This window comes from Clostridium sp. FS41 (assembly GCF_000954015.1).
In the GTDB taxonomy this organism is placed as follows: Bacteria; Bacillota; Clostridia; order Lachnospirales; family Lachnospiraceae; genus Enterocloster; species Enterocloster citroniae.
This window is the reverse complement of sequence record NZ_JYHN01000048.1, coordinates 1-15,955: the sequence shown is the minus strand read 5'-3', so window position 1 is coordinate 15,955 and position 15,955 is coordinate 1. Positions and strand designations below refer to the sequence as shown.

General features: G+C 51.9%; 14 protein-coding genes. 2 read left to right on the top strand and 12 right to left on the bottom strand.

Annotation, left to right across the window (positions count from 1 at the left end):
- Positions 1-242: 242 nt before the first annotated feature.
- The 3 genes from CLFS41_RS07985 to CLFS41_RS07975 form a co-directional block, all read right to left on the bottom strand.
- Positions 243-2,132: an ABC transporter ATP-binding protein gene (locus CLFS41_RS07985; protein ID WP_045091995.1), complete on the bottom strand. Its 1,890-nt coding sequence runs from the start codon at positions 2,130-2,132 to the stop codon at positions 243-245.
- A complete protein-coding gene (locus tag CLFS41_RS07980) occupies positions 2,129-3,880 on the bottom strand; it encodes an ABC transporter ATP-binding protein (protein WP_007869936.1) in 1,752 nt (583 codons plus the stop codon). Before CLFS41_RS07980 ends, CLFS41_RS07985 begins: the two co-directional genes overlap by 4 nt.
- A 96-nt stretch (positions 3,881-3,976) precedes the next feature.
- Positions 3,977-4,462, bottom strand: a complete 486-nt coding sequence (locus CLFS41_RS07975; protein ID WP_007869939.1) for a MarR family winged helix-turn-helix transcriptional regulator — start codon at positions 4,460-4,462, stop codon at positions 3,977-3,979.
- Between the two features lie 310 nt (positions 4,463-4,772).
- Here CLFS41_RS07975 and CLFS41_RS07970 point away from each other — a divergent pair, with 310 nt between their 5' ends.
- Positions 4,773-5,495 (top strand): AzlC family ABC transporter permease, encoded by a 723-nt coding sequence (locus tag CLFS41_RS07970; RefSeq protein WP_045091993.1) that lies wholly within the window; start codon positions 4,773-4,775, stop codon positions 5,493-5,495.
- Positions 5,485-5,790, top strand: a complete 306-nt coding sequence (locus tag CLFS41_RS07965) for an AzlD domain-containing protein (protein WP_007869944.1) — start codon at positions 5,485-5,487, stop codon at positions 5,788-5,790. Before CLFS41_RS07970 ends, CLFS41_RS07965 begins: the two co-directional genes overlap by 11 nt.
- Before the next feature lie 9 nt (positions 5,791-5,799).
- Here the strand turns inward: CLFS41_RS07965 and CLFS41_RS07960 are convergent, their stop codons facing one another.
- The 9 genes from CLFS41_RS07960 to CLFS41_RS07920 all read right to left on the bottom strand — a co-directional run.
- Entirely contained in the window at positions 5,800-7,098 is a 1,299-nt protein-coding gene (locus CLFS41_RS07960; RefSeq protein ID WP_045091992.1) for a DUF1576 domain-containing protein, read from the bottom strand.
- Positions 7,099-7,405: 307 nt separating this feature from the next.
- Positions 7,406-7,759 (bottom strand): PqqD family protein, encoded by a 354-nt coding sequence (locus CLFS41_RS07955; RefSeq protein WP_117451190.1) that lies wholly within the window; start codon positions 7,757-7,759, stop codon positions 7,406-7,408.
- A gap of 13 nt (positions 7,760-7,772) precedes the next feature.
- Positions 7,773-9,719 carry an oligopeptide transporter, OPT family gene (locus CLFS41_RS07950; protein ID WP_045091990.1) on the bottom strand — a complete coding sequence of 649 codons (1,947 nt, stop codon included), beginning with the start codon at positions 9,717-9,719 and terminating at the stop codon, positions 7,773-7,775.
- Positions 9,720-10,008: 289 nt separating this feature from the next.
- Positions 10,009-10,902 carry a DUF1266 domain-containing protein gene (locus tag CLFS41_RS28955; protein ID WP_007869954.1) on the bottom strand — a complete coding sequence of 298 codons (894 nt, stop codon included), beginning with the start codon at positions 10,900-10,902 and terminating at the stop codon, positions 10,009-10,011.
- A gap of 15 nt (positions 10,903-10,917) precedes the next feature.
- Positions 10,918-11,940 (bottom strand): GGDEF domain-containing protein, encoded by a 1,023-nt coding sequence (locus tag CLFS41_RS07940; RefSeq protein WP_045091989.1) that lies wholly within the window; start codon positions 11,938-11,940, stop codon positions 10,918-10,920.
- Between the two features lie 222 nt (positions 11,941-12,162).
- Entirely contained in the window at positions 12,163-12,369 is a 207-nt protein-coding gene (locus CLFS41_RS07935) for a DUF378 domain-containing protein (RefSeq protein WP_007869958.1), read from the bottom strand.
- 68 nt (positions 12,370-12,437) lie between these two features.
- Positions 12,438-14,471 (bottom strand): molybdopterin-dependent oxidoreductase, encoded by a 2,034-nt coding sequence (locus CLFS41_RS07930; RefSeq protein ID WP_045091988.1) that lies wholly within the window; start codon positions 14,469-14,471, stop codon positions 12,438-12,440.
- Between the two features lie 59 nt (positions 14,472-14,530).
- Positions 14,531-15,502, bottom strand: coding sequence for a cation diffusion facilitator family transporter (locus CLFS41_RS07925; protein WP_227161283.1), 972 nt, complete (start codon positions 15,500-15,502; stop codon positions 14,531-14,533).
- Between the two features lie 234 nt (positions 15,503-15,736).
- Positions 15,737-15,955, bottom strand: a 219-nt coding sequence (locus CLFS41_RS07920; RefSeq protein WP_045091080.1) for an IS200/IS605 family transposase, incomplete at its 5' end; no start/stop codon positions are given.

Sequence of the window (15,955 nt, the reverse complement as noted above, 5' to 3'; positions counted from 1 at the left end):
CAATCTCCAATTTTAGGAATTTCCATATCCTATACATCGCTCTCTCCTATTCGTCTGTTTTGGTAAACAAAATAAGTTTACACGTTTGGTTTACAAGTTTTATTCCTATCTTGCCGCACCCGTCCAAACGGTTCCCTCAGAGACACCACACAAAAAAAAGCAGGAGCATGGGACGGCGCGGCTTTCTCCGTCCATCCCATACTTCTGCTTTTTATATTCCATCATACATTCATCAACTGCTTTTAATCCAGTTCCAGTCCGCCTGTATACAGCTGATAATAGATTCCTTTTTCCCTGATCAGGCTGGCGTGATCCCCTCTTTCCACAATATTGCCATGGTCCAGGACCATGATAGCGTCTGAATTGCGGATGGTGGACAGCCTGTGGGCAATGACAAATACGGTCCTGCCCTTCATCAGCTCATCCATCCCGCTCTGGACCAGGGCCTCAGTCCTGGTATCAATGCTGGAAGTGGCTTCATCCAGGATCAGGACAGGCGGGTCTGCAATGGCGGCCCGGGCAATGGCCAGAAGCTGGCGCTGCCCCTGAGACAGTTCCTCCCCGTCTCCTGTAAGCATGGTGTCATATCCCTGCGGCAGCATGCCTATGAACTGGTCCGCATTGGCCAGCATGGCCGCCCCGTAAACCTCCTCATCCGTGGCATCCAGCTTGCCGTAGCGTATGTTCTCCCTTATGGTTCCGGTAAACAGGTGGGTGTCCTGAAGCACGATCCCCAGAGAATGGCGCAGATCATCCTTTCGTATCTCTCCTATGTCGATCCCGTCATAGGTAATGGAGCCCTTCTGTATATCATAGAACCGGTTGATCAGATTGGTGATGGTGGTTTTTCCGGCTCCCGTGGAGCCCACAAAGGCCAGCTTCTGCCCCGGCTTCGCATACAGGCTTATGTTGTGCAGCACCATGCGGCCCGGTTCGTATCCGAAATCCATATCCTGAAACCGCACATCCCCATTAAGTTTCGTATATGAAAACGTTCCGTTGCCATTGGGATATTTCCACGCCCATATGTTGGTGCGCTCCCCCACCTCTGTCAGCTCCCCGTTCTCCCCTTCCCTGGCATTGACCAGGGTCACAGCCCCCTGGTCTGCCTCAGGCGCCTCATCCATCATGTTGAAGATCCGCTCCGCCCCTGCCAGGGCCATGATAATGGAGTTGGACTGTTGGGATATCTGGGCAAAGGGCTGGTTAAAGCTCTTGGTAAACTGCAGATAGGAGGCGATCTGCCCCAGGCTCAGGCTGGCCAGGCCGCTGAGCGAAAGGACTCCTCCCGTGATGGCCGTGAGCACAAACTGCAGGTTTCCTATATTGGTTATCACCGGCATGATCACATTGGCATACCGGTTGGCGTTAAAGGCACTGTGAAAAAGTGTTTCATTCAGAGCGTCAAACTCCTCCTTTGTCTCCGGCTCGTGGTTGAACACCTTGATCACCTTCTGGCCGCTTAGGCGCTCCTCAATATACCCGGTCACCCTGCCGATGGCCAGCTGCTGCGCCACAAAATGTTTCCCGCATCTTCCGGCCAGTGTACGGCTGACAAACAGCATGAGGATCACCATGGCCGCTGCCAGCACGGACAGGGGAAGGCTGATGCTTATCATTACCCCTGAGATGGCGATGATGGTGATCAGGGAGGAAAATGCCATGGGCAGCGCCTGGTTGATCATCTGCCGCAAAGTATCGATATCATTGGTATACCGGCTCATCAGTTCCCCGTGGGGATGCTGGTCAAAGTAACGGATGGGAAGGCTCTGCATGTGCTCAAACATCTCATCCCTTATCCTCTTTTGCACGCCCTGGCCGATATTCACCATCAGGCGGTTATAGATATAGGTACAGGCCACACCCACCACATAGAATACGGCCAGCCCCATCATGGCATGGTTCAGGGATGTAAAATCCGGACCCTGCCGCCCCAGGAGAGGGGTGATAAAGTCATCGATCAGAACCATAAGGAACAGAGGGCCTGCCACATTGGCCAGAGCGCTGACCACAATAGTGATCAGTACACAGACAAATTGCAGCCTGTAAGTGCCGGCCACATATCCCATGAGCCGCTTTGCCGTTCTTGCATAATGGCTGTTAAGCTTAAATGAATGATTGTCCTTTCTCATTCTTCCTCTCCTCCTTTCTTCTGGGACTGGTACACTTCCCTGTATATTTTGTTTCTCTCAAGGAGCTCTGAGGGAGTGCCGAAATCGTCCACCCTGCCGTTGTTCAGCACGATCACTTTATCAGCATCCTCCACCGAGGAGATCCTTTGTGCTATGATCAGTTTGGTGGTATCCGGTATCTCCTCTCTGAAAGCCCTTCGGATCAGCGCATCCGTCTTGGTGTCCACTGCGCTGGTGGAATCGTCCAGTATGAGTATCCTGGGCTTTTTTAACAGTGCCCTGGCAATGCAGAGCCTTTGTTTCTGGCCCCCCGACACATTGGTTCCCCCCTGGTCCAAAAATGTGTCATACCGGTCCGGAAACTGCTGTACAAACTCATCCGCCTGGGCCAGCCTGCATGCATGGATCATTTCCTCATCCGATGCCTGTGGGTTCCCCCATTTCAGGTTGTCGCGGATGGTGCCGGTGAACAGGACATTTTTCTGGAGCACCATGGCCACCTGGTCCCTGAGGCGTTCCAGGTCATATTCCCTCACATCCCGGCCTCCCACCAAAAGTCTTCCCTGTGTCACATCATAAAGCCTTGGGATCAGCTGTACCAAAGTGGTCTTGGAACTGCCTGTACCGCCCAGGATCCCTACGGTTTCCCCGGACCGGATATGGATATCCACATCCTTAAGGGCCAGCTTCTCCTTGTCTCCTATGTAGCTGAAGCTTACATGTTCAAAGTCAATGCTGCCGTCAGCCACCTCATGGACAGGATGTTCCGGGGCATTTAGGGTACTGGTCTCCTCCAGCACCTCCACAATACGCTCCGCGGAGGAGCGGGCCATGATGACCATAACAAACACCATGGACAGCATCATAAGGCTGGAAAGGATCTGTACCGCATAGATGATCATACTGGTCAGCTCGCCTGTGGACATGCTGTTTCCCACGATCAGCCTGGCTCCCAGTCCCGACACCAGCAGAATACAGTTGTACATGCAAAACTGCATCAGCGGACTGTTCCATGCCACAATTTTTTCCGCATATTTAAACTGGTAAAACACATCCTGGGATATGCGGTGGAATTTCTCCGCCTCATAAGGCTCCCTCACATAGGCTTTTACCACGCGGATGGCGTTTAGGTTCTCCTGGACCACCCGGTTCAGCACATCATAGCGCTTAAACACCGCCTCAAAATACGGGTGGGCCTTGATCACAATATAGAACAGCCCTGCCCCCAGCACGGGAAGTATGACAAAGAAAATAGTGGACAGTTCCCTGCTGATCCTCAACGCCATGAGAAGGGCGAACACCAGCATGATGGGCCCACGTATGGCGATTCGGATCACCATCTGGTATGCGTTCTGCACATTGGTCACATCCGTGGTCAGCCTGGTCACCAGGCTGGAAGGCGAAAACCGGTCAATATTGGCAAATGAAAAATCCTGTATGCGGTAAAACATATCCTTTCTCAGATTTTTTGCCATGCCGGCTGAGGCTTTTGCGGCATTGGTGCCTGCCATGATCCCAAAAAACAGGGCCAGCATGGACATGATGATCAGCACCAGCCCCACCTTAAGGATATAATGGATGCTTCCTCCATTGATCCCCCTGTCAATGATAAGTGCCATTACACCCGGCACCAGCACCTCCATCAACACCTCCAGAACCACGAATACAGGGCACCGGAGCGAGGGCTTTTTATATTCCCGGACCGAGGAAAGCAGGGTCCGGATCGTTTTTTTATGTTGCCCTATCACAGTCAAAACCTCCTTCATTGTTTCATTTTCCTGATTTTAAGGTAATTTAAAGAGCCTAGGTAAATGCCGCCCCTTGCGGCCATAGGCCCTTTCCCATCACATAAGATTATTTATCATCTTCATACCGGTGGCAATGAATGCCTCAAGCTCCCTCTGGGGTATCCCCCTGGTGACCAGATGTTCCATTTCCAGGATGTCCCGCAGTACCTGCTCCTCCATCCCGGCTCCCTTTTCAGTGGCAATGATCTTCTTACATCTGGCATCGTGGGAGGCCTCCTCCCTGTAAATAAGTCCCCGTTTCTCCATCAGCTTCAGGATCTCCGTTGCCGTGGGACGGCGCAGGTTAAACTCCTCCTCCACATCTTTTTGGAACAGATCCCTCTCCTTATGACGGCTCAGGATAAAATGAAGGATCCCATTCTGTGCCGGGGTCAGGCCTGCGATGCAGTCCAGACTGTCAATCTTTCTTCTGACCAGGTTGGAAAGCGTGGCGATCAGCCGGACCGTGGGATTGACCGGCAATGTTCCGGCCGCCTTTGGCCTGACCGGCGCGGGATCTGACGGACCTGAATGTACGCTCATAAGACAAAAACTCCCTTCATGATAAAGAAACACTTCTCCAATGGCCTCCGGATATTCCCTTAATCTGTTAGCCTCCTAACAATATTACGCCACGCACAGTGGAATGTCAATCAACTTCACACATTTGTAACAGGCCGTGCCATGCAATATTTCCCCTTTTTTAGCAAAAACCCAATTTACATCCGGAAGATTCCTGATATAATGGAAAAGGCGCCGGCGGCTTTATCCCGTAAGGGGATCAAGGCTCCCGCCAAGGCAAATTTGTTATGACTCGCCATGAATAGGGTGGACGTCTCAATCGGAGGAAAAGATGAAAAATAGCAATGGATCCCAATTCAGATACGGCCTGAAAGACGGTGTTCCCATCGGGCTGGGCTATCTGGCCGTATCCTTTACATTCGGCATCATGGCACGGGGGGCAGGACTTGATACGTGGCAGGCTGTGGCCATGTCCTTTACCAACCTTACCAGCGCAGGCCAGTTTGCAGCCCTGGGCATTATCCAGGCAGGAGCCCCCTTTGTGGAAATGGCCGTGGCCCAGCTGATCATCAATCTGCGCTACTGCCTCATGTCCTGCTCCCTGTCGCAGAAACTGGAATCAGGCATTCCCTCTTTCCACCGATTTCTCATGGCTTACGGCGTGACGGACGAAATATTCGGCGTATCCGTGTGCAGGCCCGGAATGCTGAGTCCTTTTTACAATTACGGCCTTATATGCGTTGCGGTGCCCGGCTGGACCCTGGGAACCCTGTTGGGGGCGATCTCCGGAGACCTTCTCCCGGCCCGCCTTCTCAGCGCCCTGAACGTGGCCCTTTACGGAATGTTCCTGGCAGTGGTCATTCCCCCGGCCAAAGGCAACCGTATCCTCAACGGCGTGATCCTGGCATCCATGGCCCTCAGCTTCCTCTTTACCCGGATCCCGGCCCTGGACCACATATCATCAGGCTTTAAGATCATTATACTCACCATCATGATTGCAGGTGCAGCAGCAATCCTTTTCCCTGTAAAGGAGGAACCGGTCAATGAATCATAACGTATACCTCTATATACTGGTAATGGCAGGAGTCACCTACCTGATCCGACTCCTGCCGCTTACATTGATAAAAAAGGAAATTAAGAATGTTTATATAAAGTCCTTCCTGTATTATGTCCCTTATGTAACGCTGTCTGTCATGACTTTCCCTGCCATCCTGTATGCAACGGCATCCATATGGTCCGGCGCCGCCGCCCTGGCCATAGCCATTCTTCTGGCCTACAGGGGCAAAAGCCTGTTCCAGGTCTCCCTGGCCGGCTGCGCTGCCGTGCTGGTCCTGGAATTGTTTCTGTAGGGTTTTTCGCTACAGTGACAATCCGCCCCTGGCTCTGGCCCTCCTGTCCCTGATGGACTGCACCACCGGCACCATGAATATGGCCACGATCCCCCCCGCATAACCATTGTTATAAAGGTTCATCCCGCCATACACGATCCCTACATTCAATGCAACCGATGAGTGGAGGAAGCCGGCTATCATTCCCACTACTGCCCCGAACTCCCCTGCCACAGGCGCCAGGGTGGTGGAGAACAAAAGTGCCAGCATGGGGGATGGCTGATAGATCTCCCATGTCTTTGTAAAACTGGCCAGGTAAACCCCCAGCATAATAGGTGCGATATTCCTCAGATGCTTTCCCGTGGAGCTGAAGCCCACAATGGTAAAGATCCCGCATATGGTGGGTCCGTTTAAGTCTCCCCCCACTGCAAGTGAAAAGAAGGTGGCAAAGAGTCCGTTTACCCCCATGTTAAAAACAGTGGTGGCACCGCCCTCGTCCCTCAGATAATCCGTACCGCCGATGCCATAGGATTTCAGTATCCTGCAGTAGGACTCTATAATGCCTTTCCCCCTGACCGCCACGCCAAATACGATCATGCCCGCAAACAGCAGGGACAAAAGGATTCCAAACATCCGGTTATGGCCCGTGGACCAGATCAGCCTTGTCTCCACCTCCACGCCAAAGGACTTGATCACGGACACGATCACCGTGGCAATGATACCGGCGGCAAATCCCACATTATAAAGGGAATATCCCTTATGGGCGTAGTGGACATGGGTACTGAGAGGCGGCAGCACAAAGCCGATGATCAGTCCCACACCAATGGATATGAACAGGCGCACGATCACGGGCTGGCTTCCCACCTGCATCAGCTGCGTAATGATGGGGGAAAGGCTGGTACCGTACAGACCGATATAGATGTAACGCCTCATGGATGTCTTATGGTATTTGGCATATAAGTATACCCCTGCCAAAATTGCCCATATATTCAGCAGATTCTTTCCAAACAGCGAAAAGCCGAACATCAGGCAGCTGGAAGTGATGGTATGCCCGTCCATATCCATCCCCATAAAGTAGATGATCCCTATACTCATAAGGGTCAGCATACCTGCGTTGATCAGGGCAGCCCCCACACCGCCCACAACAAAATAATCCGTAATTAGAAAATCCGGCTCCCTGATGATCCGTACAATGCCGGGTCCGATCTCCGGGATGGGCTGAACCAACAGCCCTATCACAATAAAATAGACCGGAATCAGGGAAAGCAGACCGAATTTCTGCGTCCTCGTCAGAGATCTCATCTCCTGGAACTCCTCCAATTGATTCATATCGTTTCCTCCCAATCACAACTCTTTATTTATCATAACTGATAGAGGGGCATTTAGCAAAGACATTTTTTACTTTAAATGCCAAATTTATCATCTTATTGGAAGGATGGGAAAGCAAAATGCAGATGGCCCAGTCTGCGGAACACCATCCGGAAAACGCAAGAAATTGCAAATCGCCGCGAAATGACAGCAAACAAAAACAGCCGGAAATAAATGTTCACCCACTGTCAGACAGCGGCTTACTCTTTTATTTCCGGCCGGATTCCACTTGTTTCTGTTAACTGTTTCTGTTATGTTCTATTACCATCTACTGCTTCCTATAGGAAACAAACCTGTTGTTCTTCAGCATGTCGAAATACTTGGCAAGACGCTCATACAAAGGCTCCGCCTTGTCACCGAATTCTTCCTTTACCAGGATCCCGATCTCAATAAGGCTGCGGCTGCCGTCAATCTGTTTCCATACAAAGCTTCCGAACCGGTCCAGCTTGATATGGCTGACTTTGGGCGTGATCCACAGCTTCTGGGCAAGCTTGTCAAACAGACCTTTATGCACCATATCCACGGTTACGATCCCCTGTTCGTTCTCTTTCCAGGGAAATTCAGGATTTTTGACAGGTATCTGCTCCAGATAATTTCTGTCTTTAATCTTTATACGGCTCAACTTATACCATCCTTTATTTCTTATTGTCCTTATGCCAGATCGTGAATTTGCACAGGGTGAGCATCAGAAGCGCGAATACGACCAAGGAAACAATCTTGGCGCCCGGGCTTACAAGAAATGCACCCAGCCCGTTATCCATGGCGGACAGGTCCAGGAAATTGCTAAGGTTCCCGCCTCTTGGATTGGCGAACGGAATAATAGCGAACACGGCCAGCAGGATACCCACCAGGCCTTCCCCCGCGATCATACCGGAGGTATAAAGGATACCCTTGTCCACGGCTTCCTTCCTGTCCTCCTCCTTTGCAAATTTACGCTTCTCAAACCAATGGCGGATCAATCCGCCCACCATGATGGCCGCGGTAGTCCTCAAAGGCAGGTACAATCCCACAGCCACAGGCATAACGGGAATGCCCAAAATTTCAATCACAACAGCAATAGCTCCGCCTGCCAGGATCATGTTCCAGGGAAGATTACCATCCATAACCCCCTCTACCACGGTCTTCATGATCATGGCCTGGGGCGCCGGAAGTTCTGTGGAACCATATCCCCATGCCTGGTTTAACAGGTAGAGTACGCCGCCGATGGCAATGGCTGAGGATATGACGCCGATCAGCTCGCCCAGCTGCTGTTTTTTAGGGGTGGACCCCACCAGGAAGCCTGTCTTTAGATCCTGAGAGGTATCCCCTGCTATAGCGGCAATGACACAGATGACACCCCCGATGGCAATCACGCCCATCATGCTGTCATGGCCAGATCCCGACACCGCCTTAAGCACCAGTGCAGATACCAGAAGGGTGGCGATGGCCATACCGGATACAGGGTTGTTGGAGGAACCAACCAGTCCCACCAGACGTGAGGACACTGCTGCAAACAGAAAACCAAATACAGCAATCAAAAGGGCTCCCACAAATGTTACGGGAACTGCCGGCACCAGCCAGATGACCACCACGGCTGCCAGCACGCCGAGCAGCACAATGTTCATGGGAATATCCTGGTCCGTACGAAGGGTGGATGTCTGGCGTCCGCCCTTTAAATCCTTCATTGAATCCATGAAGGTGGCGGCGATCATGGGAAGGGATTTGATCAGGCTGATCATACCCGCAGCTGCCACGGCGCCTGCGCCGATATAACGGATATAGGAACCCCACATGGCCTGGCTGCCCATCTCACTGATCAGGACAGTTGCCGGAGCAAATGGCTCCGTAAGGCCGCTGCCGAACAGCTTGATGATGGGCATCAGGATCAGCCATGAAATGATTCCGCCTGAGAACATATAAGAAGAAATCTTTGGCCCGCAGATATATCCCACACCGGCTAAAGCCGGAAGTACGGAGATTCCTACGCCGCCGCCGTATTTCCGGATATCGTAATCCACATCGCTGGGGAACAGCTTCAGGCCGTCTGCAATGAACTTATAACCGGCAGCAATGCCCATTCCGGCAAACACAACACCGGCCTTGGAACCGCCCTGCTCTCCAGCGATCAACACCTCCGCACACGCAGTGCCCTCGGGATAGGGAAGGTTTCCGTGTTCTTTTACGATCAGAGCCTGGCGAAGGGGGATCATAAAGAGTACGCCCAGTACACCGCCGCACAGGGCAATGAGGGAGATCTCAACCAGGGACGGAGCTCCCTCCCCCCACTCGCTCATCCACATAAATAAAGCGGGAAGGGTAAAGATCGCACCTGCAGCCACTGATTCGCCTGCAGATCCAATGGTCTGTACCATGTTGTTCTCCAGGATGGAATCTCTTTTTAAGATCACCCGGATCACCCCCATGGATATAACGGCTGCGGGGATGGATGCGGACACGGTCATGCCCACCCGAAGCCCCAGGTAGGCATTGGCCGCGCCAAACAGCACCGCCAGAAGAATACCCAGGACAATGGACACCCAGGTTATCTCCGGAACCACCTTATCAGCCGGTATGAATGGTTTAAAACCATTTTCATCTTTCATGTATCTATCACTCCTTTGAATATAATATCGCCCTATTATAACACCGATTAAAAATTATTTCCATATTTTTTAGGAAAATGGTAAGATTTACATGAAATTTCTAAAGTTAAAATGCATATTTTGGCAAATTTTTAGCCCATATCCTTTATTTAATTAATTAAACCTTTAGATTTCAGGATATGGGCCGGAAATTATTTTTATTTCATTTTTCTCTTGATCTTACTTCTCACAGGCAAAGGAAGGTCCCCGGAAGGCGCGGATCTCATCCATGAATTCCAGTACTCTCCCCCTACCAGGTCTTTTTTAGTTCCAGATTCCAATCCACCGCATAGGGATTAAAGGCGCTTCCCTTAAGCCCTTTATAAATGGACTCACGGCCCTCTGCTTCCCTTCCGGCCCACGCATTGTAACCGGCCAGATAGCTGGATATAAACTCATCCCATGAGTGGTAGGTGGACTGGATCGTCTTTGCCACCTCCAGGGAGCGGTTCATGGCTTCATCCATGGTATAGTAACCGGCCAGATAATAAAACCCCAGATTGGACATCGCCCGGCTGTAATCCCATGCGGAGCCTGTAGCTCCGCCCGATTCCAGCAATCGTTCCAGAACAGCGTCCGCGCTGGCCCTGTCAGTGACACCCCAACTGGAAGACAGCATTTTCCGGTTCTGTTCCTTTGTATATGCATCCGAGGAAGCCCCGTCCTCCCCCTCGACTCCCGACAGCATCAGAGTACCGCCGTAAGCGCGGATATTACAGCTGTTGCTTTTGGTCAGGATGGCATAGGTGGCATTAAACCACTGTACCACCTGATCGTCATTATATGGATTGGCCGTCTTGTTCAGATACTGCTGCCGGTGATTCAGGGCATAATCACCTTCCAGGTACTCGGGCTGTCCGTCCGTTCCCAGCTTGGAGCGGGTAAATTTCCCCTGTTCGTCAAACTGATACAGATAGTTTCCGATCACCTTTTCACAATTCTTGGATATATTTCCGTTCTCATCCAGATAAAACATGGTATCCCCCGACTTTTTAAAATCATTCTTTACCATCTGCCCATTGTTGTCATAGTAGTGCCACTGGCCGCCCTCGTTCTTCCAGTTCCCATACACGGTAAAGCACAGGGCCAGCGAACATAGTATGGCCAGTACAAAAATTCTTCCTGCTTTTATCTTACCCTTCATTTCCCGCCTCCCCACTCAAACGCTCCATCCTTTATCCTCCGGCTTTAAAGGATAGCTGCAGCGCAGTATTACACTGCCGTCATTCTCCTGCCCGCCGTAATAAACATCTGATATCCTCCGTGCGATCATCACAGCCTCTTCCTCATTAATATCCGACACCATGACCAGGTACTGACAGCTGCTGTACCGGGTATACAAGTCCCCCATGCGAAGACTTTTCCTGATCCCGTCCCCCAGCCGCTCCATCTCCCTGGCCTGCCGTTCCATGTCAAGAAAACATTTGTCCTGATCCGTCAGAGTGAACAGGATCAGAAATACTCCCCTGATCTCCCTCCGAAGCCTGCGTTCGGTCAGACGGTATACCTGTTTAAATGTCTCGTAATCCTGGCAGTATGCCCCGGGTCCCCGGTCATCCTCCCCCAGGTCATCTGCAATCAGGCTCATATCCGGTTCCACCAGTTCCGGCTTTCTGCGAACAGGGCCGTTTCCCCGTTCCTTTTCCTGCTTTTCGGAACGCTTGATCTCCCTTACTTTCCTGCACACACAGTCGTACATATCCTCGTACCGCTTAAACCCGGTGCTGGTCACGCCGGATACGGTCAGGCTGAGATGGATCAGGGTGGACTGGCTCAGATAAACGTGCTGAAACCTCTCTCTGATCCTCCGGCACCTGCCCATCAGCTCCTCCTGCGGCATATCGCTGCTGATAAAGATAAGAAACTCATCACCGCCGACCCTTCCAACCAGACTGTTGCTTCCGGCCATTTTTTTCAGAACCGCGGCAACGCTCTGAAGGAGCCGGTCTCCTGCCATATGTCCATACCTGTCATTTACCTGTTTAAAATGATCCAGGTCCAGCATGATCATGGTACCGGAAAGCCCTTTCCTTATGTATGCAGTAATCCTCTGGGCCATCGCTTCCCTGTTATAAAGTCCTGTAAGCCAGTCTGTCTCCTTCTCAGAATAAAATCGTATATTCCCCTGTTCCAGCTTGTTCTTTTTGGCGCGCGCTGAAGCAGGGCATAAATACTGGCTCATATTTCTACCCCCTGTCTTGATCTGCCATATATCTGTCAGACTTTATGTTGTTTTCTATTGTAGCACATATTATAATCCATAGACATACGGCGGGCAAAAAATTCAGGAAAATGTAATGATTTACCAGGAAATATGGGAAGCGCCCAGTAAAACAAAAACAGGAACCCGCGGCTTAGGGTTTCTTTCCCCGCGCCTTACAGGTTCCTGTTCTGCTGTATCCAGTTATGCTTCCTGTCCTGTTCGTGAGTAAAAAGTGATCAGATACAGTCCGCACAGACCAACCAGCGCATAAATGACCCTGGTAATCCAGGAAGTGTTTCCAAAAATCCACGATACCAGGTTGAAATTAAAGAATCCTACCAGTCCCCAGTTGATTGCCCCAATCAGGCTTACTGTCAGGGCGGTACAATCTAAAGCCTTATTTCCCATAGATGTTAACCTCCTTATTTGGACATTTGGCTTATACCCAGTTACAGTATGTACCTGAAAATGGAATTTTATACATTTACTGCTGAACGGATATCGATCCTATTATCATTTAAAGTGGTGGCCTCCCCTATATCCGACAGTCTCTGGTGGTGGAGCGCATTGACCAGCAGCCCGGCTCCCCGGGAAGCCATGGAATAAATTCCCGCAGCCGCAGCCGTGCCGGGAGCAACCAGTTCTGTCACCCGGGCAGTAAATTCCACCTCTGCCAGTTCGTTAAAGGCAATAACCGGATCACCGTCCCGGATTCTCCGGCTGTCCGCATCAACAGGATGGATCATCAGTTTCATGGCCCCCCGTCCGGCGGTCAGTTCCTCCCTGTCCAGGAAAATGGAGTTCAGGGTGTACTGGCTTGGCACCGCGATCAGCCGCAGGGGATATACTCCTGCGTGGGCAGGCAGATAGCAGGGCATGGGGTTTGGCTGCTTGGGATTTACGATCATGATCTTCCCGGAAGCTGTGCGAAACAGCCTGTGGTCTGCAAAGGGGGTGGATATGACGCCGCCCTTTCTCAGTATTTCCCACTCTTCGCCGGACACATGCCCCAGACCCGGGCCCGGCTCCTCTAACAGTTTCTCTACCATCTCCTCCTCTGACCGTTTAAAATACTCCTCCTCATATCCCATGGCCTGAGCCAGGATAGAAAAGGTATTCCAGTTACTTTTGCACTGTCCCGCAGGCTCCGTCAGTTTATAGGCAGTCCCGAAGGTACAGTATCCGTAGGCCAGGTAACAGTCCGACTGCTCCACGGAAAATGCGGCAGGCAGGATGATGTCCGCATACCGGGCCGTGTCTGTCATAAACCGTTCATGGACAACCGTAAACAGATCCGGCCGCCTCAGTCCCTTGATCACCTGGGTCTGGCCGCACACCGACCCCACCGGATTGCTGCCATATACATAGAGGCTTTTTACAGGAACATTGTTCCTGTCCCCATTTAACGCATTCCCCAGCAGATTAAGGTTTACCTTCCTGCCCGGCGTCTTCCTGAAATCCGGTCTGGTCACCAAAGCGTCATCCACATAGGGACCTGCCGTGGGACTGCAGCCGCACAGGCCGCCTCCCGGTTTTCCCCATGCCCCGGTGAATGCAGACAATATGGTGATCAGCCGCACGGTCATCCCCCCATTGCCGTAGCGGGACGGACCGCTCCCCAGTATGATGGCCGGACGGGATGCACGGCCATATTCCAGAGCCAGGGAACGGATCACCAAGGCGGGAATGCCGGTTATCTCCTCCGCCCACTTTGGGGTGTAGTCCTTCAGTGTATCCTTAAATTCCGGGAATCCTTCCCCATATTCTTCCAGGAACTCCCTGTCCTCCAGTCCCTCCTCTACAAGCACATGCATCATGGCCAAAGCCAGGGCCCCGTCCGTGCCGGGCCGTATGAGGACGATCTGGTCACAATAGGGCGCCATATCCTCCCCACAGGCCTCTATGAGCACCACACGCTTTCCCCCGCCCCTGGCCGCCTTTAAAGCAGGCATGGCCTGAAGCCTGGTAGCCATCATGTTGCTGCCCCAGACTATGAGAAGATCACTGTCACAAAGCTCACGGGGATCCAGACAGCCGGTATGGCCCATAACCGCCTCATATCCCGCCCCCTTGGCCGAAGAACACAGGGTCTTCACCAGGGAACAGGCGCCCATCCTGTTAAAGAAGGCATCCCCGCATTTGCGCTGGACCACGCTCATGACCCCGGAGTAATAAAAGGGAAGGATTCCATTTCCGCCTTCCTCCTTAAGGATTTCTTTCCACCTTCCGGTTATCTCATCTACTGCCGCCTCCCAGGTGATGGGCATGAATTTCCCCTCCCCCTTTTCCCCTGTCCGTTGCAGAGGGGTGAGGATCCGGTCCGGGGAATGGATGGAATCCATATACCGGTGCATTTTCCTGCAGATCAGTCCTTTGGCGGCCGGATGCTCCGGATCCCCCTTAATGTTCAGGATATGCCTTCCATCTGTTTCCGCCAGCAAACCACAGGACGTGGGACAGTCATAAGGGCATATTGTCTTCTTCCATTGGGTATGTCTTAACTCTGTCATCTTATCTCTCCCTTAACCATGTTATCCATGGTTAAGTATAGATAGTTTTTCCTCATCCGTCAAACCAATCTTTCCTCCCCCTCCTCCCCCGAAAGAGGGTTGACCTGCACCAGGCAGTGCTTGACCTGAGGAAATTCCTCCTCCACTGCGTCATGAACATTTTTCGCAATATGGTGGACCTGTTCCAGCTTCATGTTCCTGTCCACCGCTATCTCGATCTCCACATATACCTTTGGCCCGAACAGGCGTGTTTTCAGTCCGTCCACCCGCTCCACACCGTCAGACCTTAAAGCCGCCATCCTAATGGAATCCGAGGTTTCATCATCACATGCTTTATCCACCATCTGGTTCAGGGAATCCCTTAACACATCCAGGGCCGCCTTTCCTATGAAAATACAGATGACCAGGCTGGCGGCCGGATCCATAAGGGGTATTCCCAGACGCGCCCCGCCGATCCCTACCAGGGCTCCGATGGAGGACAGTGCGTCTGAGCGGTGATGCCAGGCATCCGCCATCAGGGCGCCTGAGCGGATCTCTGAGGCAGCCTTTTTCGTATACCGGTACATCCATTCCTTCACGCCGATGGAGACCACGGCCGCAGCCATGGCCAAAAATCCCGGCACAGCTGCGGTCCCGTGATTCCAGAAAATGGTCCTCACCGCTCCAAACCCAATACCCGCCCCAATGGCCAGAAGGACCACTGCCAAAAACAGGGCCGCCACACATTCCATCCGTTCATGTCCAAAGGGATGTTCTTTATCCGACTGTTTTGCCGCCATAGTCACTCCGGCCATTACGATCAGTGTACTGAACACATCCGATGCGGAATGGACCGCATCCGATATCATTGCATTGGAATGGGCCAGGATACCGGCCGACAATTTTCCAATAGTAAGGGCAACATTGACCAGGATACTGATCCAGGACACATGCAAAGCCAGGTCTTTGTCCGTACGCCCTCCATTCCCTTGGCCCCGAAGGCCCCGCTGTAATCTCTGTTGAATCTTCTGCAGTATGCACATCCGTCTCATCCAACCACTTCCTCCCAATTAAAACAGTCAAGACCACCGGCTTAGCCGGTGGCTTGTTCTGCCCCTATAAGGGGCTGTTACCTGCTTGCGCCCGGAAGGCGCACTGAAAAGTCTGCCTGCTGCACCACATTCTCAGCTGCCCTTAAAAGGGCATGTTCAGTGCTTCCTTACTCCGGCTTAGCCCCAAAAGGGGCTTACTGGTTTGCTTTGACTCCCTACTGACTCTTAAGAGTCTTACTTCTTGTTTTTCTTCACCGGCTCACCCGTAAACGGGTCTATGTACTCTACTAACGACATCTGGTCATATTCCAAATCCTCTTTTATCTGATTTTGTATGTATGCCTTTATTGCCGCCGTATTCTTTCCTACTGTGTCCACGTAATATCCACGGCACCAGAAATGACGGTTTCCGTACTTATACTTTAGGTTCGCATGCTTCTCGAATATCATGAG